The sequence below is a fragment of the Ruegeria sp. BB6 genome (assembly GCF_056539385.1).
Window position 1 is genome coordinate 189,017 of record NZ_JBQFUW010000003.1, and the last position, 20,564, is coordinate 209,580.

Below are 20,564 nucleotides of genomic sequence, written 5' to 3' on the forward strand. Positions count from 1 at the left end.
TCCCTTAGCCGAGTTTGATGGTGCTGTTGTCTGTCCATTCCGCAGGCGGAACAGGCAGGTTTTCAGGCGCGGGACCCTTGCGGATACGACCGGCAAGGTCATAGTGCGAGCCGTGGCAGGGGCAGAACCAGCCGCCAAAGTCACCGGCATCGCCCAGAGGCACACAACCCAGGTGCGTACACACGCCCATCTGAACCAGCCACGCGCCGGGTGCCTCACCTTCGGGCGACGGCATCACGCGGTTTTCGTCGGTCGCGGGTGCATCTGCTGCAATATTAAAGTTGCGCGCCAGCGGATCAGGCAGGGCGCCAACGCCTTCTGCGTCCTGTTCCTTGGCTTCCTGAATCTCGGCACCGGTACGGTGACGGATGAATACGGGTTTACCCAGCCACTTCACCGTTAGCTGCGTACCCGGCTCAACTCCGCTTACATCCACGCGGATCGAGGACAGCGCCTGAACGTCTGCCGAGGGGTTCATTTGGTTGATCAGGGGCCATACGGCTGCACCCGTCGCAACGACACCTGCGCCGCCAGCGACGTAGTAGAGGAAATCTCTGCGGGTGCCTTCGTGGTCTTCTGCGTGGGACACGAGGTTTTCTCCGATTCCGGCGCCCGCGGTTGCGGGCAAACATGCATCAGCACCGCATCAAAGCGGCGTCTCATCGCGGCTATCTATCCGGGAGAAATCGGTTCGTCCAGCGGTCATAGGCGCGCACTACGCCGCATCTGGGCATTCATGTCACAACGTAACGACAATTTTTCAAGATATAGGCTGGTTTTGCAGACAAATTCCGATGTTCCCCACAGCGTGATTCGTACCCTGCAACACCACGCAACCGACCGCGCCGCCAGAGCCCGGTGCATCGGACAATCTGGTGCTACCGGTTTTCGCCCCAGAAGTGGCTATCAATCGCTCTACCTTTACGAGCTTTTGGTGCCTTTAAATATTGAATTTAAAATAGATATTTCTCACGCCCTGAAAACTGAAAATTTCGATTGCACTTTAAACGGGAATGGGTGAAAGGCCGCAAAAGATACTCGCTTAGCAGGACGTTTCCCATGTCAAAGCACTTGGCCCCCCTCGTGATCTTCGCACTGACCGTTTCTTCCCAAGCCACCGCCAGCGGTGACCCGGAAAAAGGCGAAAAACTATATAACCGCTGCTCATCCTGTCATGCGATCATCAAAGACGGTGAAGTTCTGGTCAAAGGCGGTATTACCGGGCCGAATCTTTACGGCGTCGTTGGCCGGATCGCTGGGTCCGAACCCGACTACCTGAACGGAAGCGAGCGTTTGCCAATCGGGATGTTCACCGACGACATGATCCGGGCAGGTCAGGAAGGGCTGGTCTGGACGCAGGAAAACATCACCGCCTATTCCGAGAACCCCATTGAATTCATTCAGGACTATCTGAACGACGACTCCGCACGACCGAACATGAGCGTCAAACTGAAAAAAGGCGCCGAGGATATAGCGGCATATCTGGCCACCTTCACCCATTGAATTGGGCTGCCTTCAAGTTTCCCGCATGAGGGCAGCCAATTCCCGAACCTCGATGCCTAAGCTGTCAGCTTCCACATGTTCGGCGGCGGCGGCGCGCGCGCTATCCGGCTTGTTCTGGTTCAGCTTCCAGGTGCCCTGAATATCATCAACCCGCATCCGGCAGGGCACGATCATGCGCTTCATCCGTTCCAGAGCGTCGGGCGTCATCTTCGCAGCACTCCAAGGCGGTTTGGGCAGCAAGCGGCCTTCGTAAAACGCGGATTGCCGGTCAAGCAGGTCGCCCAGTTCGGCCTGCGGTCTCAACTCCAACTGGCCCGACAGATGAACGGCCACATAGTTCCAAGTCGGCACCTGATCGTCGATCCCATACCAGTCCGGCGACACATAGCCATCCGGCCCTGACACAGCGATCCGGGCAGCGCACGGTGTATTCAGCACTCGGACAATCGGATTCGACCGCACCAGGTGCAGTTCGGCCACCGATCCGTCCTCGCTCAGCAGAAAAGGAACGTGACTCAGCAAAGGGGCGGTTTCCGCTGAAATCGCCAAAACCCCAAAGGCGCGGTCTCGCGCAAAGGCAATGTGGCGGGCGCGGTCCTCGGCGCGAAAAGCGGGATTTGGGTGCATGGCATGTCTCCTAACGGAACGCCTTGCAGATTCGCTTGGTCCTTGGCAAGGTCTGCCTCGTTCTCAGGGCGGGGCGAAATTCCCCACCGGCGGTATGCGGGCCATGACCCGTAAGCCCGCGAGCGGTCCCGGACCATCCGGGATGACAAGCAGATCTGGTGAGAGACCAGAGCCGACGGTTACAGTCCGGATGAAAGAGAACGTGCAGTGCGCCGGCCTTGCCGCGCGCCTGCCCGTGATCGCCTTGGGTGACGTGTCTGTTGCGAAAGGAGATCATAATGACACACACCCGCTATGCTTTTGTCAAAGCCAACTGGCATTCCGATATTGTCGATCAGGCGTTGGAAGGATTTCAGCAGCTTATCCCCGCCGATCAGATTGACGTTTTCGACGTGCCCGGCGCGTTCGAGATGCCATTGCTGGCCCGCGATCTGGCCCAAACCGGCAAATATGCCGCGGTTGCCTGTGCCGCTTTCGTGGTGGATGGCGGCATCTACCGGCACGATTTCGTGGCGCAAGCCGTGGTTGACGGCCTGATGCGCGCCGGAATGGATACGGGCGTTCCGGTCCTGTCCGTCTCGCTCACACCCCACCAATATCAGGAAACCGACCACCACAACGCCATCTACCGCGCGCATTTCGTGGAAAAGGGCCGCGAAGCCGCGCAAGCCGCGCTCAAAATCACCGAAACCCGCGCGGCACTCCTGGAGCCGGCCTGACCCTTCTTCTGTTCAAAAATACTTCGGGGGAATCGCGGCTTGCCGCGATGGGGGCAGCGCCCCCTCCCCACGCCTCGGACGCAAATCCGCTTGAGGCCCAAGGCTCTCCCCGCTAATCACAACCCTCAAAGGAGCACGCCCCATGTCGATGAACAGCTTTGGACACCTCTTTCGCGTCACCACTTGGGGTGAAAGCCACGGCCCAGCCTTGGGCGCCACGGTGGATGGTTGCCCTCCCGGTGTCACCATCGACGAGGCTATGATCCAGCACTGGCTGGACAAGCGCAAACCGGGTCAGAACAAATTCACCACCCAGCGGCGCGAGCCCGATCAGGTGAAAATCCTGTCAGGCGTATTCGAGGGCCAGACCACAGGGACCCCCGTGCAGCTTATGATCGAGAACACCGATCAACGCTCCAAGGACTACGGCGATATCATGGACAAGTTCCGTCCGGGTCACGCCGATATCACCTATTGGCAGAAATATGGCATCCGCGATTATCGCGGCGGCGGGCGCAGTTCCGCACGTGAAACCGCGTCGCGCGTTGCTGCGGGTGGGCTGGCGCGCGAAGCGATCAAACAGATTGCCCCCAATGTGCAGGTCACCGGCTATATGACCCAGATCGGCCCTCACAAGATCGACCGCGCCAAGTTTGACTGGTCGCAGATCGAACAAAACCCTTTCTGGACACCCGATGCCCAGGCCGCTGACGATTGGGCCGCTTATCTGGACGACCTGCGCAAGTCCGGCAACTCGGTCGGTGCCGTGGTCGAGGTCGTGGCCCGCGGCGTCCCCGCCGGGATTGGTGCTCCGGTTTATGCCAAGTTAGACACTGATCTGGCCGCCGCGATGATGTCGATCAACGCCGTAAAAGGCGTTGAGATTGGCGAGGGCATGGCCGCCGCCGAACTGACCGGCGAGGCCAACGCAGATGAGATATTCATGGGTCAGAACGGCCCGCAATACAGCTCCAACCACGCGGGCGGTATCCTGGGCGGCATCTCGACCGGGCAGGACATCGTGGTGCGGTTTGCCGTCAAACCGACCTCGTCGATCCTGACCACGCGCAAAACGATCACCAAATCGGGTGAAGAGACCGAGATCATCACCAAGGGCCGCCACGACCCCTGCGTCGGCATCCGCGCGGTGCCGGTGGGTGAGGCAATGATGGCCTGCGTGATCCTTGACCATCTTCTGCTGCATCGCGGTCAGATCGGAGAAAACCGTGGAAGGATCGGCTGATCTACGCAGCCGATTGCGCAGCATTGTTGCGCAACGGATGGAGACAGACCCAGCGCACGATCTGGCGCATCTGGATCGCGTCTGGGTGAATGCCAGGGCAATCGCAAGCGACACGACCGACCTGCGGGTGCTTTTGGCCGCAAGTTACCTGCATGACCTTGTCAATTTGCCCAAGAACGACCCGGACCGTCACTTGGCCTCTCGCCTTTCAGCCAAGGATTCAGAGTCTATTCTAGAGAATTTGGGCTATTCCCCGCGCGAGATCCAAGCGACGCAACACGCCATCGCCGCACATAGTTTCTCGGCCGGAATCCCCCCAGAAACACTCGAAGCAAAGAGTCTGCGCGATGCTGACAGGTTGGACGCGTTGGGCGCGATCGGCATAGCGCGCACATTCTCGGTGTCCGGTGCGCTTGGCCGGGTTCTCTATGATCCCGCTGACCCGTTTGCGGAGAACCGGCTATTAGACGATCTGGAATTCTCGATTGACCATTGGAAAGTGAAACTTCTGGCTTTGTCTCAGGACATGCTGACAGACGGCGGCAAGGCTCTTGCCAAGGAAAGAACGCACCGAATGATCCGGTTTCTGGAAGACTTCGCCGAGGAAATCGGTAGTTCGCTGCCCGAAGACTGGTTAAAACTCAGCCCTTCGCGTTGATATTTGCGCCTCAAAAGCGCAGGGTCGCGCCAATGGCGAAACCCCTCACATCACATAGGCCAATGTTGGCCGTGGCGCTGAAACTTAGCGCCCTTTTTTTGTTCATGGTGATGCAAGCGCTGGTCAAAGCTCTGTCCGATGACTTTCCTCCCGGTGAAATGGTGTTCTTTCGCTCGCTCTTTGCCGTGCCTGTCATCATCGGCTGGCTGGCCTGGCGCGGAGAGCTTTCGCAGGGCTTGGTGGTCAAAAAGCCAATGGGCCACTTCTGGCGCGGAGTGTTGGGCACCAGCGCCATGGGCCTGACTTTTACCGGCCTCAGCCTGCTGCCTTTGCCCGAGGTAACGGCCATTGGCTATGCCACGCCGATCTTCACCCTGATTCTGGCGGCGATCATGCTGGGGGAACGCATTCGCATGATCCGCATTGGTGCGGTGGCTATTGGTTTGCTGGGCGTATTGATCATGATCTGGCCACGTCTGGGCGGCAACAACATGGATACGGCCGCGACAATCGGTGCGCTGTGCGTGCTGGCCGCAACGATGGCGCGGGCCTTTGTGCAAATCCACATCCGACAACTGGTTCAGGTCGATCACCCCGCTGCGGTTGTTTTCTACTTTTCGATTACTGCGACGCTGCTCTCGGCACTGACCGCCCTTTGGGGATGGGCAATACCAACCTTGGAACAGACCCTAATACTGGTCGTTATGGGATTGATCGGGGGTGTCGCACAAATTCTGGTGACATCTTCATATCGGTTCGGACAAGCCTCGATGCTCGCACCCTATGACTACACCACCATGTTGTTCGCCATTGTCATCGGATATGTCTGGTTCGACGAATTGCCGACACTGGTCATGTTGGGCGGGGCCGCTTTGGTCATCGCCGGAAATGTGCTGCTTATCCTGCGCGAGCGGCAACTGGGATTGGACCGAGGCAAGGCGCGTCAGGCAACGGACCCCAAAGCCTGATCTTTACCTTTTGAGAACTTCACCTAGTTTGGGTCCAAAATCAAAAAAGGTTCCCAAGATGAGCGACGCAAAAGACCACAAGGAAAAGATGCAGAAGGTGCAGGCCCAGCACCGCAAAAAGGTATCCGAGGCCGTCGATCCCGAACGCGGACTGGTGCTGATCAACACCGGCAAAGGCAAAGGCAAGTCGTCGGCGGCGTTCGGCGTGGTCATCCGCGCTCTGGGTTGGGGTCAGAAGGTTGCCGTGGTCCAGTTCATCAAGGGCAAGTGGAAAACCGGCGAGAGGCGATTCTTCGAGGAGCGGGATCTGGTGACCTGGCACACGATGGGAGAAGGCTTCACCTGGGACACCCAGGATCGCGAGCGCGACATCGCCGCCGCCAATGCCGCCTTTGACAAGGCGCGGGCGCTGATGGCCAGCGGCGACTACGATCTTGTGGTTCTGGACGAAATCAACATCGCCTTGCGCTATGAATACCTTTCGGTCGAGCAGGTGATTGATGGGCTGAACGGTCGGTCAGACAAAACCAGCGTGTTTCTAACAGGCCGGGACGCGCCGCAGGCGCTGCGCGACTATGCCGACCTGGTCACGGAAATGACCGAGGAGAAACACCCGTTTCAGGCCGGAATCAAAGCTCAGCGCGGTGTGGATTTCTGAGGTTTAGACTCTATTCGACGCCCTGACCAGCGGCCCGAGCCTATCATTCGGATCGGCTGGCGTTCGGCTATCGGGTAGTTGGCAGGCCGCCGGATTCTATCGCCAAGGCCCCCTCGTCCCAGCCATAGAAAAACCCCCGCAAAATGCGGGGGTTCTTCAATAATCCAACTTCGATCAAGCGCGAACAAGCGCCTCATAGTCCTGCGCGATCTCGCGCGTGATATCGCCAACCTCAAAGGTGTAGTCGCCAATCTGACCCACCGGGGTAACCTCGGCCGCTGTGCCTGTCAGCCAGCATTGCTCAAAATCAGCCATTTCTTCGGGCATGATGTGGCGTTCGTGAACGGTGATGCCTTTGTCTTTCAGCATCTGGATCACGGTCTGACGGGTGATGCCGTTCAGGAAGCAATCGGCCAGCGGCGTGTGGACTTCGCCATCTTTGACAAAGAACACGTTGGCACCGGTCGCTTCGGCGACATAGCCCCGGTAGTCCATGAACAAAGCATCCGAACAGCCCTTGGCCTCGGCCTTATGCTTGGAGATGGTGCAGATCATATACAGACCCGCAGCCTTGGCGTGAACCGGGATGGTTTCGGGGCTGGGGCGTTTCCATTCCGCAATGTCCAGCTTGGCGCCCTGCATCTTGGCGTCGCCGTAATAAGCGCCCCACGGCCAGACGGCGACGGCCATGCGAACCGGGTTCTTGGCCGATGCCACGCCCATGTCATCGCCCGACCCGCGCCAGACAAGCGCCCGGATATAGGCGTCCTGCAATCCGCTGGCCTTCAAAGCCTCTTGCTTGGCGGCTTCGATCTGATCCACCGTATAGGGCATCGGTATATCCAGTGCCTCGGCCGACGCGATCAGACGCTCGGAATGCTCACGGCTTTTGAAAATCTTGCCGTTATAGGCACGCTCGCCCTCGAATACAGACGAAGCATAGTGCATTGCGTGCGTCAGAATGTGCACCTTGGCGTCGCGCCATGGCACCAGCTCACCATCCAACCAGATGACACCGTCACGATCGTCATACCCCGCCATGCGCAACCTCCTGATCCGGGCTTGATTTATGATTATTGCGCCAATTAAGTCCGAACCGGACATAATGTTGCGCAAAAACTGCGATTCGATACCTGCCCACTCTTGGAATGTCAATAACGCTGACATAAACTCGGTACCGAGTAACCAATGAGGCCAAATATGTCCGACACCCGTCCCGCTCAGGTCTTTGGCGGTGAAAGCCTGTTGTTTCTGACAGATGAGCAACTGCGGCAGGGTATCGAAGCGATGTTCTTCGCTTATCGCGGTTTCACGGCGGACCCGGACCGCATCCTGTCTGAACTGGCCTATGGTCGGGCGCATCATAGGGCCATCCACTTTGTCAACCGAGCGCCGGGAACAACCGTAAACAACTTGTTGGCGATTCTAGGTGTCACCAAACAGTCCTTGAACCGCGTTCTACGCACCCTGATCGACGATGGTCTGGTGGAAAGTCGCGTGGGCACCGTGGACAAACGCGAAAGACACCTATTTCTGACAGACAAGGGAAAAGAGTTGGAGGCCATACTGTCCGAAGCCCAGCGCGTGCGGATGCGTGCCGCCTATAAGGACGCCGGCCCCGAGGCCGTTTCGGGTTTTCGCAAAGTACTTGAAGCGATGATGGATGCTGATATGCGTCATGCCTATAAGAAACTGCGGGATACCACCTCATGAGCGATATGGACGCCCATCTGCTGATAGTTGACGATGACGAGCGCATCCGTGATCTGCTCAAGAAGTTTCTGATGCGGAACGGTTTTCTTGTCACCGCCGCGCGGGACGCAGCCCATGCGCGACGTGTATTGTCAGGTCTGGATTTCGACCTGATCGTTCTGGATGTCATGATGCCCGGCGAAGACGGTGTCAGCCTGACCAAGGCGCTGCGCGAGACACATGCAACCCCGATCCTGCTGCTGACCGCGCGCGGTGAAACCGAACACCGCATCGCGGGGCTTGAGGCTGGGGCCGACGATTATCTGGCCAAGCCGTTCGAGCCGAAGGAACTGTTGTTGCGCATCAACGCTATTCTGCGGCGGATGCCCGAAACACCTGCACAGGAAGCGGCAAGCAAGATTCTGATCCTTGGGCCGATCCGGTACGATGTGGAACGGGGCGAGATGTGGCAGGGAGAAGAGCCCGTGCGTCTGACCGCAACAGAAAGCCAGCTGATGAAGATTTTCTCGGCCCAGCCCGGAGAACCCATCAGCCGCGCCAAACTGGTCGAGGATCTGGGCCGCGACAAAGGGCAGGCACAGGAACGCGCGGTGGATGTCCAGATCACCCGGCTGCGGCGCAAGATCGAACAGGACCCCAAGCAACCCCGTTATCTGCAGACGGTCCGCGGGGCGGGATATATGTTGGCCCCGGATTGATTTTGCCGCTGCGCGGCGATTTTATGCCTTCGGCGAGGATATTTTTAGCCAGATGAAGATCGGATCCTGATGAAGACTGCTCTGTTGACTCACGCGGATTGCCTTGAGCATGTGACCCCGGACGGACACCCCGAACGGGTCGCGCGGCTTGAGCATATTCTTCATGCGCTGGAATCGCTGGATCTGGACCGAAGGACGGCTCCGCTTGCTGCGGATGATGATCTGCTGCGCATTCACCCCGAAAGCCATATTCGGAATATTCGCAGCAGTCGCCCGACGGAAGGGTACAGGCAGATAGACGGCGATACATTCATGTCGCCGGGATCGGTGGATGCAGCGTATCGTGCGGCGGGCGCTGTGGTTCGGGCGGTCGACTTGGTCTTGAGTGGTGACGCTCCGAATGCGTTTTGCGCGATCCGACCGCCGGGGCACCACGCCGAATCCGAGACGGCGATGGGGTTTTGTCTGTTCGGCAATGCGGCGCTGGCTGCCAAACATGCGCTGGATCACCACGGGTTGAAACGCGTGGCCGTGGTGGATTTTGACGTGCATCACGGAAACGGCACGCAGGATTTGTTGTGGGACGAGGCCCGTGCCCTGGTCATAACCAGCCAGCAGATTCCGTTGTGGCCCGGCACGGGACGTCCGGATGAAACAGGGGCCCACGATACGATCCTGAATATTCCGCTGCCGCCCCGATCCGGTGGGGCAGAGATGCGTGCTGCCTATGAATCCCAAGCCTTCCCGCGGCTGCGTGCGTTCAAGCCCGAATTGATCATCATCTCGGCGGGTTTCGATGCGCATCAGGACGATCCGCTGGCGGAGCTTAACTGGTCGACCGGCGATTTTGCTTGGATCACGGCTGAGCTGTGCAAGATTGCCGGTGAAGTATGTGACGGTCGTATCGTCTCGACTCTGGAAGGCGGGTATGATCTGAACGCACTGGCCGAGGCCACCCGCGCCCATGTGGAAGAATTGATGAAGGCAGCCCGATGACCGATACTCCTGTAGATCAAATGACTTTTGAACAAGCGATGAAAGAGCTTGAGGCCGTCGTCGGCCAGCTTGAGCGCGGCGATGTAGCACTGGATCAGTCCATTGCCCTGTATGAACGCGGAGCGGCCTTGAAAAAGCGCTGCGAAGACGAGTTGAAGCGGGCCGAAGAAAAGGTGGCCGCGATCACGCTGGACGCGGATGGTCAGCCAACCGGGACGTCTCCTGTCGAAGGTCTGTAAATGTTTCAGGACATTCTGGCACGGGATGCCGCGCGGATTCAGAAGCAGTTCGATCTGGTTCTGGGCGCGCTGGATGATCTGGATGTGACCCGTGCGATGGCCTATGCCACCGAAGGCGGCAAGAGGCTGCGCGGGTTTCTGGTTCTGGAAAGCGCACGGCTGCACGGTGTGGACCCGGCGCAGGCCATTTGGCCCGCAACGGGGATTGAAGCGCTGCACGCTTATTCGCTGGTTCACGATGATCTGCCTTGCATGGATGACGATGACCTGCGCCGGGGGCGTCCGACGGTCCATGTGAAATGGGATCAGGGAACGGCGGTTTTGGCCGGGGATGCGTTGCAGACCCTCGCGTTTGAGATGTGCACCCGGCCCGAGGTCGGGTCGGCCGGGATACGCGCGGAACTGGCTCTGACATTGGCCAAGGCAAGCGGTGCCCAAGGCATGGTGCTGGGTCAGGCGCTGGATATTGCTGCGGAAACAGCAAAATCGCCTTTGTCACTGGACCAGATTACGCGGCTTCAGGCTGGCAAGACTGGTGCATTGATAGAATGGTCAGCCTGCGCCGGTGCGCGTTTGGCTGGCGAGGATCCCGACCCCCTGCGCCGATACGCGCGGGATCTTGGGCTTGCTTTTCAGATCGCTGACGACATCTTGGATATTGAAGGAGACGCGGCGATCGCCGGAAAACGTCTTCAAAAGGATGCAGAGGCGGGCAAGGCAACCTTTGTGTCGCTGCTGGGTTTGGACACCGCCAAGAGCCGGGCGGCCGAGCTGGTGGATCGGGCCTGCGACGCGCTTGAAGGTTACGGGGCACCTGCGGAAACCTTGAAGGACGCCGCGCGCTTCGTTATTGCCCGGGACAGCTAAGCCAGGAACGCGCCAAATGTCAGATCGCCCGAACACGCCCCTGCTAGACCTTGTGAGCCGCCCTGCGGATCTCAAGCAGTTCTCGGATGCGCAACTCTGTCAGGTTGCGGATGAGCTGCGGGCGGAAACGATCTCGGCCGTGTCGGTCACTGGCGGGCATCTGGGCGCAGGGCTGGGCGTGGTGGAACTGACCACGGCGCTGCATGCCGTGTTTGACACACCGCGCGACAAGATCATCTGGGATGTTGGGCATCAGTGCTATCCCCATAAAATCCTGACCGAACGGCGCGACCGCATCCGTACTTTGCGCATGAAAGACGGGTTGAGCGGTTTCACCAAGCGCAGCGAAAGCCCGTATGACCCGTTTGGCGCGGCGCATAGCTCGACCTCGATCAGTGCCGCGCTTGGTTTTTCGGTCGCGCGTGATCTGGGCGGCGTCACGCCCGAAGGATTGGGCGACGCGATTGCCGTGATCGGTGACGGTTCAATGTCGGCGGGCATGGCGTTCGAGGCGATGAACAATGCAGGTCACCTCAAGAAACGCCTGATCGTGATCCTGAACGACAACGAGATGAGCATCGCCCCACCGGTTGGCGCGCTGTCCAGTTACCTGTCGCGGATTTATACCGAGGCTCCGTTTCACGACCTGAAAGCCGCTGCAAAAGGTGCTGTTTCTCTGCTGCCAGAGCCTTTCCGAGAGGGCGCGAAACGGGCCAAGGAAATGCTCAAGGGTATGGCGGTCGGCGGCACCTTGTTCGAGGAGCTGGGGTTTTCCTATATCGGCCCGCTTGACGGTCACGATATGGACCAGTTGCTACCGGTTTTGCGCACGGTCAAGGCGCGGGCGACCGGTCCGATCTTGATCCATGTGCTGACCAAGAAGGGCAAGGGATATGCCCCTGCGGAACAGGCGCGCGACAAGGGCCATGCAACGGCCAAGTTTGATGTCGTGACGGGCAAGCAGAAGAAAGCGCCGTCAAACGCGCCCTCTTATACCTCGGTCTTTGGCAATACGCTGGTGGATGAGGCCGCGCGGGACGACAAGATCGTTGCCGTAACCGCCGCGATGCCGGATGGAACCGGCCTGAACCTGTTTGCCGAACGCTACCCCTCGCGCTGCTTCGACGTGGCGATTGCAGAACAGCATGGCGTGACTTTTGCTGCGGCCCTTGCCGCAGGCGGGATGAAACCGTTCTGCGCGATGTATTCGACCTTTTTGCAGCGCGGCTACGACCAAGTCGTCCACGACGTGGCCATTCAGCGCCTGCCGGTGCGGTTCGCGATTGACCGCGCGGGCCTTGTGGGTGCGGACGGAGCGACCCATGCGGGGTCGTTCGACATCGCCTATCTCGCCAATCTTCCCGGCATGACCGTCATGGCCGCCGCGGATGAGGCCGAACTGGTGCACATGGTTGCCACGGCAGCGGCCCATGATGACGGGCCAATCGCTTTCCGCTATCCGCGCGGTGAAGGGGTCGGCGTGGATCTGCCCGAACGCGGCGAGATTCTGGAAATCGGCAAGGGGCGCGTGATCCGGAAAGGAGCGCGTGTGGCGCTGCTGTCGTTTGGCACCCGTTTGACCGAAGTGCAAAAGGCGGCCGAGGCTCTGTCGGCCCGCGGGATCACGCCAACAATTGCAGACGCCCGGTTTGCCAAGCCGCTGGACCGCGAGTTGATCCTGGACCTTGCGGCCAATCACGAGGCGCTGATCACCATCGAAGAGGGTGCGATTGGCGGTTTTGGCTCTCATGTGGCGCAATTGCTGGCGGACGAGGGCGTGTTTGATCACGGCCTGAAATATCGGTCGATGGTTCTGCCCGATATCTTCATTGATCAGGCAAGCCCGGCGGACATGTATGCCGTGGCGGGAATGAACGCGGAACAGATCGAAGCCAAGGTTCTTTCAGTGCTGGGCGTCGCGTCAATTGGTGAAAAGCGCGCCTGATCACGCTGCGTTCACTTGAATGTACTGAGGAAAGTGGTGCCTCAAGAGGGCACTGAACAAAGTAATCACCAAGCGTCATTGTCCATCACAAGGTCAGAAAATTTCGCATAATAATAAAGTATTTATAGGATTACCCCGTCACAGTGCGTCAAGATACATCTTGATACCGCAGAAAAAAGAGGGGATAAAGCGGGGGATAAGAAGCGCCAAGAGGGGATATGGCCGGAAGTCTCTATAAGCTGAGCGCCGCAAAGGTTCGGAGCGCGGGCATTGGCAAGCACAGTGACGGGGGTGGTTTGTACCTGTACCGGCTGGCCACAGGTAACCAATGGGTGTTTCGCTTCACTATCTCAGGAAAGCGCAAGGAAATGGGTCTAGGTGGCTTCCCTGGCGTGTCGTTGGCGCAGGCCCGTGAAATGGCTGATGCCTATCGCTGGATCGTTAAAAGCGGCGGCAACCCGATAGAGGTACGGAAAGCAGAGAAAGAACAGGCTGCGGCGGACCAGATAGCCAATGATCCGAAGGCCCGCGAAGAGCGACTGCTGAAGAATATCGCCCCCTTGGCCTTTGAGGCGCGCAAAGTGCAGCTAAAAGGTGATGGGGAAGCTGGCCGCTGGTACAGCCCGATTAAGACCCATGTACTGCCCGCGCTGGGCGATACGCCGGTCGAGTATATCACCGGCACCGCGATAGCCGATGCACTACGCCCGATTTGGCATACCAAGACTGACGTGGCCAGAAAGTCACTAACCCGGCTCAAAGCCTGCCTGAGCTATGCAAGCGCCAAACGATACGAAATCGACCGTCATGCGGTAGAGGATGCCCGCGAACTGCTAGGCAAACAGATTCACAAGCCCGAGAACATACCGTCGATGAATTGGAGGGATGTCCCGGCGTTTTATCAGAGCCTTGAAGGCGGCGGCACGGTTCAACTCGCTTTGCAATTGCTAATCCTGACAGGGCTACGGTCGAAGCCTATCCGGTTTGGGCAAATTAGCCAGATTGAGAACAACCTCTGGATCATACCGGCAGAGCTTGTGAAAGGCCCGCGCGGCAAAACGGATGATTTCCGCGTACCGCTGTCAAAAGAAGCAATACGGATCGTGGAATTGGCTGAGAAGACTGCCCGCGATGGATTTTTGTTCCCTGGAGCGCGCAAGGGCGTCATCAGCGATGCCAGCATGTCCCGATATATGGAGCGGTTGGGGCTTGAGGAGCGACCTCATGGATTCCGCGCCAGCTTCAGGACGTGGGCTGACGAAGCGACCAGCACGGATTATGAAATCAAAGAGACCGCGATAGGCCATAAGGTCGGATCAGCCGTTTCGCGCGCCTACCAGAGATCTGACTACTTTGACGAACGTCTGCTGTTGGCTGAACGTTGGGCCGCTCACGTTACAGGACAAGAGGTCGTTTCGATTCGGGGGACTGCGAATGCGTGACCATTGGCCAATTAACCACGGCTTATCCACAGCTTATCCGCAAAATCGACCCTTAATCCCCCTGTATATTGTGGAAATCATGTAACCTGTCATCAAGGTGTTGCGGTCCAAGATGCGCGGGGTTTATGGTAACAGTACACTTCACGATTGCTTATGAAGCATCATCGCAGAGGGTCGCCCTCACCTTCCAAAGTTCCGGCGACTCCCCTGCTCCAACCGAAACCTTAGCGAAAAGGCCTCGAATAGAATGCAATTCTCAGGAGAACATCGCGGCTCAAAATTTCAGCCGACTATTCTTTGCTTCTCCCTCTCGTCATACGTTTTTATGACGACTGCGAGAAAAATTGGCAAGGATAAATGTCCGCTGTTGCGGACACTATTCTTGTCAATGTCCTTGGGAATTCGGCGTTCTATTCCTGGTTTTTTCCTTTTTTTCAAGGAAAACTAGATGGCAGAGCAGAACACAAATACCGCAAACCTGATCCGTCTTACGGACGCTATCAAGCGTTACTCGTTGAGCCGGTCCACATTCGACCGAGCAGTCAAAAAGGGTGCCATTACAAAGCACACCGTAGGGCGTGCTGCGTTCGTGGACACCCATCAGATTGATGCCTGGATCATGGGTGAAAGCCTGAGCGCATAACGAAAACCCGCGCCAATGGGACGTCATCGGACACGGGTGATTTCGTTTTCACACTGTAGAAAATCTACACTCGAAATCTATCGTGTTTCGTCCCTCCGCGCAAGCGAGGACAGAATACATGAAAATAGTAAGCAACTACGACTCAAAACAGGCCGCTTCCAAGAAACCTAACGAGCGCCGATACTACTGGTCGCCTTTGAGTCATTCGGTTGAACAGGTGATCGTACGGAAAGGACGGGTCGAGCATGGCTAATATGTCCTTTTTCAAGTCGAATTGTACCAGCAACGACAGGGGGCCAGCCATTGGCCCTCTTACCCGAGCCGTTCATCGTGAAACTGCTGAGAACTACAGCGGCGAAGTTTTTCGCCATTTTGTCTTCCGCGTTGCCGTCTGCCGGGACGTCATCCAATGGCTGTTTCAGCGTCAGAGACCCCAAATTTCGGCCGGGGGAGCGTCCTGGGACACGCTCCGGTACTGTCCGTCCAGATCCGGCCTAATCCGGCTCGTCCGGGCACATATCGGCTGTGACATACCCGAACTGCATACCTTGCCTGAGCACTTCCAGCGGAGGTGTCGCGATGAGTAGGCGCCGATCTCCCAAAGGCAAACGGTCAGATGAGGGCCAGTTCGTCTATCTGCCCTACGCCATGATCAAGTCCCCGGCTTGGCGGGCTCTGTCCGGACCTGCAGTGAAACTCTGGCTGGAGCTTCACACCCGCTTTAACGGCGGCAACAACGGCAAGGTGTTTCTGTCGATGAACGAAGCGGCAGGGATCTTGGAAATAGGCAAGGCCACGGTTCAGCGGGCTTTCGAAGATCTGCAGGACAAAGGGTTCGTTGTGCTCGAGCAGGAAGGCAATTGGTATCACCGGCGCGCCCATGAGTGGCGGTTGACCACCAAGGCTATGCAGACCCGGTCCGGCAAGAAAGCCGCCACCCATGACTGGCGGTTCTGGCAGCCCCAAAAAACAAAAGGCGGTTCTGAGACGGACCCGTCAGCGTCCTCTGTGGTTCCGTTTGAGAACCCAAAGACCTCCCATGGTTCCAAATCAGAACCCGTTAGGCCGGTTTCTCTCCGGTCCTTCGGTTCTGATTTGGAACACTAATACTAACCACTCTGTGAGAAGCAAAAAGACATACGAAGGAACAATGAAGGTCAAGCAAGGAGTAGGCCAGCGCATCATCTCAACGCCGGGGGGGTGGGTCAGTCATCGTCGCTTTCGCACTGCATACCGACCCATCCGCTGTTTACACATATCCGCAATTCAGAAATTCGAGGTACAGAATGCCCAGACCAAAGACACCACTTGGCAAGGCGATCCTGACAGGCGCCGCAAAGAAAGACCCCCAGCGGTACAGAGGACGGAACGAACCGGAAGGTCTAGGCGAGCTCGGTGGGCCGCCGGATTATCTCAACGAGACTGAAAAGACGGCTTGGCGCGCCTTTGCAGAGGAATTGCCTTGGTTGGTGTATAGCGATCGCGCCTTGCTGGAATCGGCGTGTATTCTGAGGGCTAGAGTACAGGTCCATGAGGACCTCAGCGCGGCGCTATTGAGAGAACTTCGTTTGCACGTGAGCGCATTGGGTGGGTGCCCAACCAACCGTAGCAATATTCAAGTTCCTAAAACGGAGGCGGAATTCAATCCATTTGATCGGTTCGCGTAGAGTAAAAGCGTTAAGGATATCCAGTTTTGGAGGCTGCTTTCTCGCGAGAGGCAGCCTTTGATCAACGAGCAGCGCCAAAAATTAGGCAGATATTTCCAAGTTTGTAGGTATGGAAGTCAAAGAAGGTGGGCAGGCATTTTCGGCAACGTCAAAACTGGGGGGCGGCACGATGACAAAAAGTAGCAGCAACCTCATGGACCCTACGAAACTGTTCAGGAATGCGCCCAGATGCGCAGCCACAGCAAAGTCTACCGGCCAGCGATGCCGCGCTCCTGCCGTTCAAGGTTGGAGTGTCCGCGGCATGCATGGCGCCAAAGCGGTCATTGAAACACCGCGCAGCGAATGGCTGCTTGGAGCCCAAACCGACACGTTAGGTTCAGTGATTTAGAGGTCATTGCGATGCACCCTTCCATCCTTCATGACAAAACGGATGATCGACGGGAATAACCTAGATTCGGTTAGGATTTACACAATCCAGAATTTTCTGAGCAGCTAACTGAACCGACTTTCTCAACTGCATGATCTCTGAGTTCGCAGCCAGCCGGGCCTTCATCTCCGCGTCCCCAAGGAGTTGGTTAATCGAATTATCCAACTGATCCGGTGTCCAATCCCATCGATTTACCCTGAGTCCGACACTGGTCTCAACTGCCCGCTGGGCGTTATCGTGTCCGTCCCAGCAATAGGGAAGGATCAGCGACGGGACCCCGAAATACAGCGCTTCGCAAAAGCTGTTGTTGCCGCCGTGGTGAATAAACAGATCGCATTGTTCAACCACGGAAGGCTGCGGGAACCATTCCTGCAGATGAACATTGTCTGGGACTCTGGAATAGGCATCGATTTGGGCCCCGACATTGACCAGAAACCTCATGTCCATTGTCTTGAATACGTCGAACAGGCTCTCAAAGAATGGGACATCCATGGCGCCCAGACTGCCAAAACTCACGTACACCAGAGGCCCGTCGTTACGGGGCATTTGAGGTACACGGTAAGGACCTTCCTGGCGAACGCAGCCTTCGAGAAAGGTGAATTGTCCAGAGTCCAGCACCTGATCACGATCATGGCGAATGATAGATGGCGCTAAAAGAAGGTTTTGATGCGGTGATGTTTCTAGGAACTCACCTTCAGGCAATAGCTCAAGCCCCTTATCCTGGCGAAATTTGTTGTAGCGAGCATGAATTGGGCCAAGGGTCTCCAGGTACTGGTCTCGAAATGCCGCACACCCGGCAGCGTCAGATGCCAGCAGACCGGACAGGTACGGCGGTAGGCAGTTGTCTGGCAACTCGGTTTCCGCGCAAGAAATAACCCTGACCCATGGGCACTCGGATCGTACGATGGCCGGGAACATGATGACGTTGTCGAGGACGACGACATCTGGGTTGATCCGCTCTAGCGCCGTTTCCAACCCCTGTTCGACCGATTCCGCTGTCTCGACGATTGCGTTCCAAACGGGCTCTACATAGGTGGTTAGTTGGTCAGTTGGATGCATGTTAAAATGCGGCAGATGATGGCTCAGGAATTCCTGCCAGTAGGTCTGGGTTTCCTCTTCTGTCAACTCTGACTGAACAGGGACGGCGAACTCGTCAAAACCGTAATCTGCGAATACGCCACCAAAGCCACCGTGGGTGAGGAAAACGGGGTGTGCACCCATTGCGCGAAGTTCCTGAGCGATCCCCACACAATTCAGTGCAGCCCCAAAACTAGCTTCGGGGAAAAACGCGATTACGGGTGCTTCCTTGCGGTTCATCATTCACTCACCGGATTGACCCGCGGGTTGCTTGGACTAGCGCCGGAGCACCACGATTGGCGACGCTGGGCCTTTGGTGCATTGAAAGCCGCAAGTGCACCCTCATCTGATCCGCCGCAAGATCGAAATGATCCTGTTCGATGAAATCAAGGATACGCAGATGTTCATCGAGCGCCTGCCTCATCCGAAAGTCGATCATACCGAATGATCCGCCTGGCAGGTGGCGCAACCCATGATGGGCCATGAGAGCAGAAGCTAGATACTGGTTTCCGGACGATCGAGCGATGAGCTTGTGAAAGGCAAGATCCGCGTCTTGGAAATCCTGGCTATTGAAAGAGTTTTCCGACTGCGCCAGAAGCGCTTCGGTCTGGCTGCGGACCAGATCGGCGCGCTTGGTGTCCAACTTGAAACCGTCGGACAGAATGGCCTGCGGTTCCAGTATCAGACGAAATTCGTAGCTCTCTATTCGTCCGGAGCGGTCTCCCGGCATGCGCGTAAAAACCCAGGATTGACCTTCGGCTTTCTGAATCACGCCTTGGGCCAGGAGGGCTTCGAGCGCACGCTGTGCAGCGCTGCGGGAAACCGAATATCTGCGGATCAGGTCTGTGACATTGATGGCACCGTCCAGGCGTCGGGCGCCGCGATCTCGTAGGATGGCACCAGCGAGATCCACGCCTGCTCTGACCGCATGCTGGTTGAGTATCGAATGCCCCTTTTCGGGTTCGCATTCTAGGACAAACCCGCCTTCTGCCGCTTTGCGTGCCATCCCCTCCTTTTCCAGCAGCCTCAATGCGGATCTAACCGGAGTGCGAGAGACGCTGCACGAATCAGCAAGGGTTTTTTCCACCAGTCTGTCGCCCTGATGCAAATCGAGATCCATCGCAACATCCAGTATTTTTTGAGCAAGTTTCAAGTATTTGCTTGGTGGCATAAGAAGACGGCTTTCGTCACACTCAGTTAATATACAATAAAAACGGTATCTTAAATGGCTTCTCCGGGCCATACAAAAATGATTCAAAAAATTGTTGAGTTTTATTTCATCAAAAAATACCGTGATTGCATTATATATCTCGCCCCAGAAGCGAGCGCGGATGTCAAGGGAGGAAGACATGACCAACAAGTTCACCAATTCGTTCCGTTTGCCATTTGCTTGGCTCACCGCCGGGGCGACCTGCGCACTCAGCGTATTCGCCGGAGCGGCCCAAGCAGAAAAAATCGTGATCTCGAACTGGGACGGCTACATGCCGCCGGACCTGCTGGAGAATTTCACCAAGGAAACCGGTATCGAGGCCGAGCTCTCGGTGCATGGCACTAACGAAGAAATCATGGGCAAGGTCGTAGCCGGTGGAGGAAAGGGCTACGACGTTCTTTTCGTCTCGTCGCCTTTTGCCGAGGCGTTAAACAACCTGGGGCTGGTGGCTGCAATCGACCACGACAAGGTTCCGAATGCCTCTAACCTGTACGGCGAAGCTAAAGAACTAGCCCATGATCCGGGCAACAACTATTCAATGCCATACGCTTGGGGCACGACGGGCTTATGCTACCGGTCAGACCTGATGCCAGAGCCAACTTCGTGGAACGATCTGCTCAAACCCTCTGACGACCTTAAAGGCAAAGTGACAATGCTCTCGACGGATCGCTGGCTGATGGGGGCTGCTGCGCTAGCCCTCGGAAAGTCGCTGAACGATACGTCGGATGAGACGTTGGCGGCTGCAAAGGACCTGCTGGTTGCGGCGAAGCAGGATCTGCTGGCCTACGACGACGCAACTTTTTATCTGAAGTTGGTATCGGGCGAGGCAACGATGGTTCACGCCTGGGATGGCTGGTGCAACTACGGCATCGGTGAAAACGCGGACATCAAGTACACGATACCATCAGAAGGATCGGATCTGTGGGTAGATGCGCTAGTCATCGCGGATGCATCTGAAAACAAAGATGCGGCGCATGCCTTTGTGAACTATGTCTTGGGCGCGGACGTCGGTGTCTGGGTTGCCAGCAATATCCTTTACAAAACGCCGAACAAGGCTGCAATGGAGGCGCTGGACCCCTCCTTGATCGAAACCTTCCCGAACATGGGAATGTCGCCTGCAGACCTTACCAAGTATGAGCAGTTGCGCGATCTCGGCAATGGCCAGAAACCCTTTGCACGGACCGTGACCGAAATCATGGCCGCACAGTAAGTGATCAAACCCTGAGCAAAACCCGACCCGAACAAAGGGTCGGGCCTGTACGAC

General features: G+C 57.2%; 23 protein-coding genes and 1 riboswitch. Of the genes, 18 read left to right on the forward strand and 5 right to left on the reverse strand.

Annotated elements, in window-relative coordinates; translation table 11 throughout:
- Window positions 1-4 precede the first annotated feature (4 nt).
- Window positions 5-589, reverse strand: a complete 585-nt coding sequence (gene petA / locus ACR0B7_RS09565) for a ubiquinol-cytochrome c reductase iron-sulfur subunit (RefSeq protein ID WP_170387950.1) — start codon at window positions 587-589, stop codon at window positions 5-7.
- 147 nt (window positions 590-736) lie between these two features.
- Between petA and ACR0B7_RS09570 the strand changes: the two genes are divergently transcribed.
- Both ACR0B7_RS09570 and ACR0B7_RS09575 read left to right on the forward strand, forming a co-directional pair.
- On the forward strand, window positions 737-1,021 hold the full coding sequence (locus tag ACR0B7_RS09570; RefSeq protein ID WP_170483372.1) for a hypothetical protein: 285 nt from the start codon (window positions 737-739) through the stop codon (window positions 1,019-1,021).
- Window positions 1,022-1,059: 38 nt separating this feature from the next.
- Window positions 1,060-1,503: a cytochrome c family protein gene (locus tag ACR0B7_RS09575; RefSeq protein ID WP_170387954.1), complete on the forward strand. Its 444-nt coding sequence runs from the start codon at window positions 1,060-1,062 to the stop codon at window positions 1,501-1,503.
- 12 nt (window positions 1,504-1,515) lie between these two features.
- Here the strand turns inward: ACR0B7_RS09575 and ACR0B7_RS09580 are convergent, their stop codons facing one another.
- Complete coding sequence (locus ACR0B7_RS09580) at window positions 1,516-2,130, reverse strand: FMN-binding negative transcriptional regulator (RefSeq protein WP_170483370.1); 615 nt, start codon at window positions 2,128-2,130, stop codon at window positions 1,516-1,518.
- 55 nt (window positions 2,131-2,185) lie between these two features.
- Window positions 2,186-2,336: riboswitch (FMN riboswitch) on the forward strand.
- Between the two features lie 72 nt (window positions 2,337-2,408).
- Between ACR0B7_RS09580 and ACR0B7_RS09585 the strand changes: the two genes are divergently transcribed.
- From ACR0B7_RS09585 to cobO, 5 genes are all read left to right on the forward strand, one after another.
- Window positions 2,409-2,849: a 6,7-dimethyl-8-ribityllumazine synthase gene (locus ACR0B7_RS09585; protein WP_170483368.1), complete on the forward strand. Its 441-nt coding sequence runs from the start codon at window positions 2,409-2,411 to the stop codon at window positions 2,847-2,849.
- A 142-nt stretch (window positions 2,850-2,991) separates the two neighbouring features.
- Entirely contained in the window at window positions 2,992-4,092 is a 1,101-nt protein-coding gene (aroC, locus tag ACR0B7_RS09590; RefSeq protein ID WP_170483366.1) for a chorismate synthase, read from the forward strand.
- Entirely contained in the window at window positions 4,076-4,750 is a 675-nt protein-coding gene (locus ACR0B7_RS09595) for an HD domain-containing protein (RefSeq protein ID WP_170576738.1), read from the forward strand. The genes aroC and ACR0B7_RS09595 overlap by 17 nt, the downstream gene beginning before the upstream one ends.
- A gap of 32 nt (window positions 4,751-4,782) precedes the next feature.
- Window positions 4,783-5,718, forward strand: coding sequence for a DMT family transporter (locus ACR0B7_RS09600; protein WP_170576737.1), 936 nt, complete (start codon window positions 4,783-4,785; stop codon window positions 5,716-5,718).
- A 58-nt stretch (window positions 5,719-5,776) separates the two neighbouring features.
- Window positions 5,777-6,376 (forward strand): cob(I)yrinic acid a,c-diamide adenosyltransferase, encoded by a 600-nt coding sequence (cobO, locus tag ACR0B7_RS09605; RefSeq protein WP_170483359.1) that lies wholly within the window; start codon window positions 5,777-5,779, stop codon window positions 6,374-6,376.
- 174 nt (window positions 6,377-6,550) lie between these two features.
- Here cobO and ACR0B7_RS09610 read toward each other — a convergent pair whose 3' ends face one another.
- Entirely contained in the window at window positions 6,551-7,417 is an 867-nt protein-coding gene (locus tag ACR0B7_RS09610) for a branched-chain amino acid aminotransferase (protein ID WP_170551118.1), read from the reverse strand.
- Window positions 7,418-7,576: 159 nt separating this feature from the next.
- Here ACR0B7_RS09610 and ACR0B7_RS09615 point away from each other — a divergent pair, with 159 nt between their 5' ends.
- The 10 genes from ACR0B7_RS09615 (at window position 7,577) to ACR0B7_RS09660 (ending at window position 16,026) form a co-directional block, all read left to right on the forward strand.
- The gene (locus ACR0B7_RS09615; protein ID WP_170576736.1) at window positions 7,577-8,089 is read left to right on the forward strand and encodes a MarR family transcriptional regulator; all 513 of its coding nucleotides are present in this window, start codon (window positions 7,577-7,579) and stop codon (window positions 8,087-8,089) included.
- On the forward strand, window positions 8,086-8,787 hold the full coding sequence (locus tag ACR0B7_RS09620) for a response regulator (protein WP_170387972.1): 702 nt from the start codon (window positions 8,086-8,088) through the stop codon (window positions 8,785-8,787). Before ACR0B7_RS09615 ends, ACR0B7_RS09620 begins: the two co-directional genes overlap by 4 nt.
- A 69-nt stretch (window positions 8,788-8,856) precedes the next feature.
- Window positions 8,857-9,783: a histone deacetylase family protein gene (locus tag ACR0B7_RS09625; protein WP_170483354.1), complete on the forward strand. Its 927-nt coding sequence runs from the start codon at window positions 8,857-8,859 to the stop codon at window positions 9,781-9,783.
- Window positions 9,780-10,022, forward strand: a complete 243-nt coding sequence (locus ACR0B7_RS09630) for an exodeoxyribonuclease VII small subunit (protein ID WP_170387976.1) — start codon at window positions 9,780-9,782, stop codon at window positions 10,020-10,022. Before ACR0B7_RS09625 ends, ACR0B7_RS09630 begins: the two co-directional genes overlap by 4 nt.
- Window positions 10,023-10,889 carry a polyprenyl synthetase family protein gene (locus tag ACR0B7_RS09635; protein WP_170483352.1) on the forward strand — a complete coding sequence of 289 codons (867 nt, stop codon included), beginning with the start codon at window positions 10,023-10,025 and terminating at the stop codon, window positions 10,887-10,889.
- Window positions 10,890-10,905: 16 nt separating this feature from the next.
- Window positions 10,906-12,834 carry a 1-deoxy-D-xylulose-5-phosphate synthase gene (gene dxs / locus ACR0B7_RS09640; protein ID WP_170483350.1) on the forward strand — a complete coding sequence of 643 codons (1,929 nt, stop codon included), beginning with the start codon at window positions 10,906-10,908 and terminating at the stop codon, window positions 12,832-12,834.
- 218 nt (window positions 12,835-13,052) lie between these two features.
- A complete protein-coding gene (locus tag ACR0B7_RS09645; protein WP_170576735.1) occupies window positions 13,053-14,276 on the forward strand; it encodes a site-specific integrase in 1,224 nt (407 codons plus the stop codon).
- A gap of 448 nt (window positions 14,277-14,724) precedes the next feature.
- Window positions 14,725-14,919 carry a MerR family transcriptional regulator gene (locus tag ACR0B7_RS09650; RefSeq protein ID WP_170576734.1) on the forward strand — a complete coding sequence of 65 codons (195 nt, stop codon included), beginning with the start codon at window positions 14,725-14,727 and terminating at the stop codon, window positions 14,917-14,919.
- A 118-nt stretch (window positions 14,920-15,037) separates the two neighbouring features.
- Window positions 15,038-15,172 (forward strand): hypothetical protein, encoded by a 135-nt coding sequence (locus ACR0B7_RS09655; protein WP_480681348.1) that lies wholly within the window; start codon window positions 15,038-15,040, stop codon window positions 15,170-15,172.
- A gap of 326 nt (window positions 15,173-15,498) precedes the next feature.
- Complete coding sequence (locus ACR0B7_RS09660) at window positions 15,499-16,026, forward strand: helix-turn-helix domain-containing protein (RefSeq protein WP_170576733.1); 528 nt, start codon at window positions 15,499-15,501, stop codon at window positions 16,024-16,026.
- Window positions 16,027-17,034: 1,008 nt separating this feature from the next.
- On the opposite strand, the gene ACR0B7_RS09665 is transcribed toward ACR0B7_RS09660, so the two are convergent.
- Window positions 17,035-18,333 (reverse strand): nucleotide disphospho-sugar-binding domain-containing protein, encoded by a 1,299-nt coding sequence (locus tag ACR0B7_RS09665; RefSeq protein WP_480681350.1) that lies wholly within the window; start codon window positions 18,331-18,333, stop codon window positions 17,035-17,037.
- Between the two features lie 4 nt (window positions 18,334-18,337).
- Window positions 18,338-19,456, reverse strand: coding sequence for a GntR family transcriptional regulator (locus tag ACR0B7_RS09670; protein ID WP_170486030.1), 1,119 nt, complete (start codon window positions 19,454-19,456; stop codon window positions 18,338-18,340).
- On the opposite strand from ACR0B7_RS09670, the gene ACR0B7_RS09675 reads away from it, so the two are divergent.
- The gene (locus tag ACR0B7_RS09675) at window positions 19,440-20,510 is read left to right on the forward strand and encodes a polyamine ABC transporter substrate-binding protein (RefSeq protein WP_170486029.1); all 1,071 of its coding nucleotides are present in this window, start codon (window positions 19,440-19,442) and stop codon (window positions 20,508-20,510) included. The two genes, ACR0B7_RS09670 and ACR0B7_RS09675, sit on opposite strands and share 17 nt — an antisense overlap.
- Window positions 20,511-20,564: the final 54 nt, after the last annotated feature.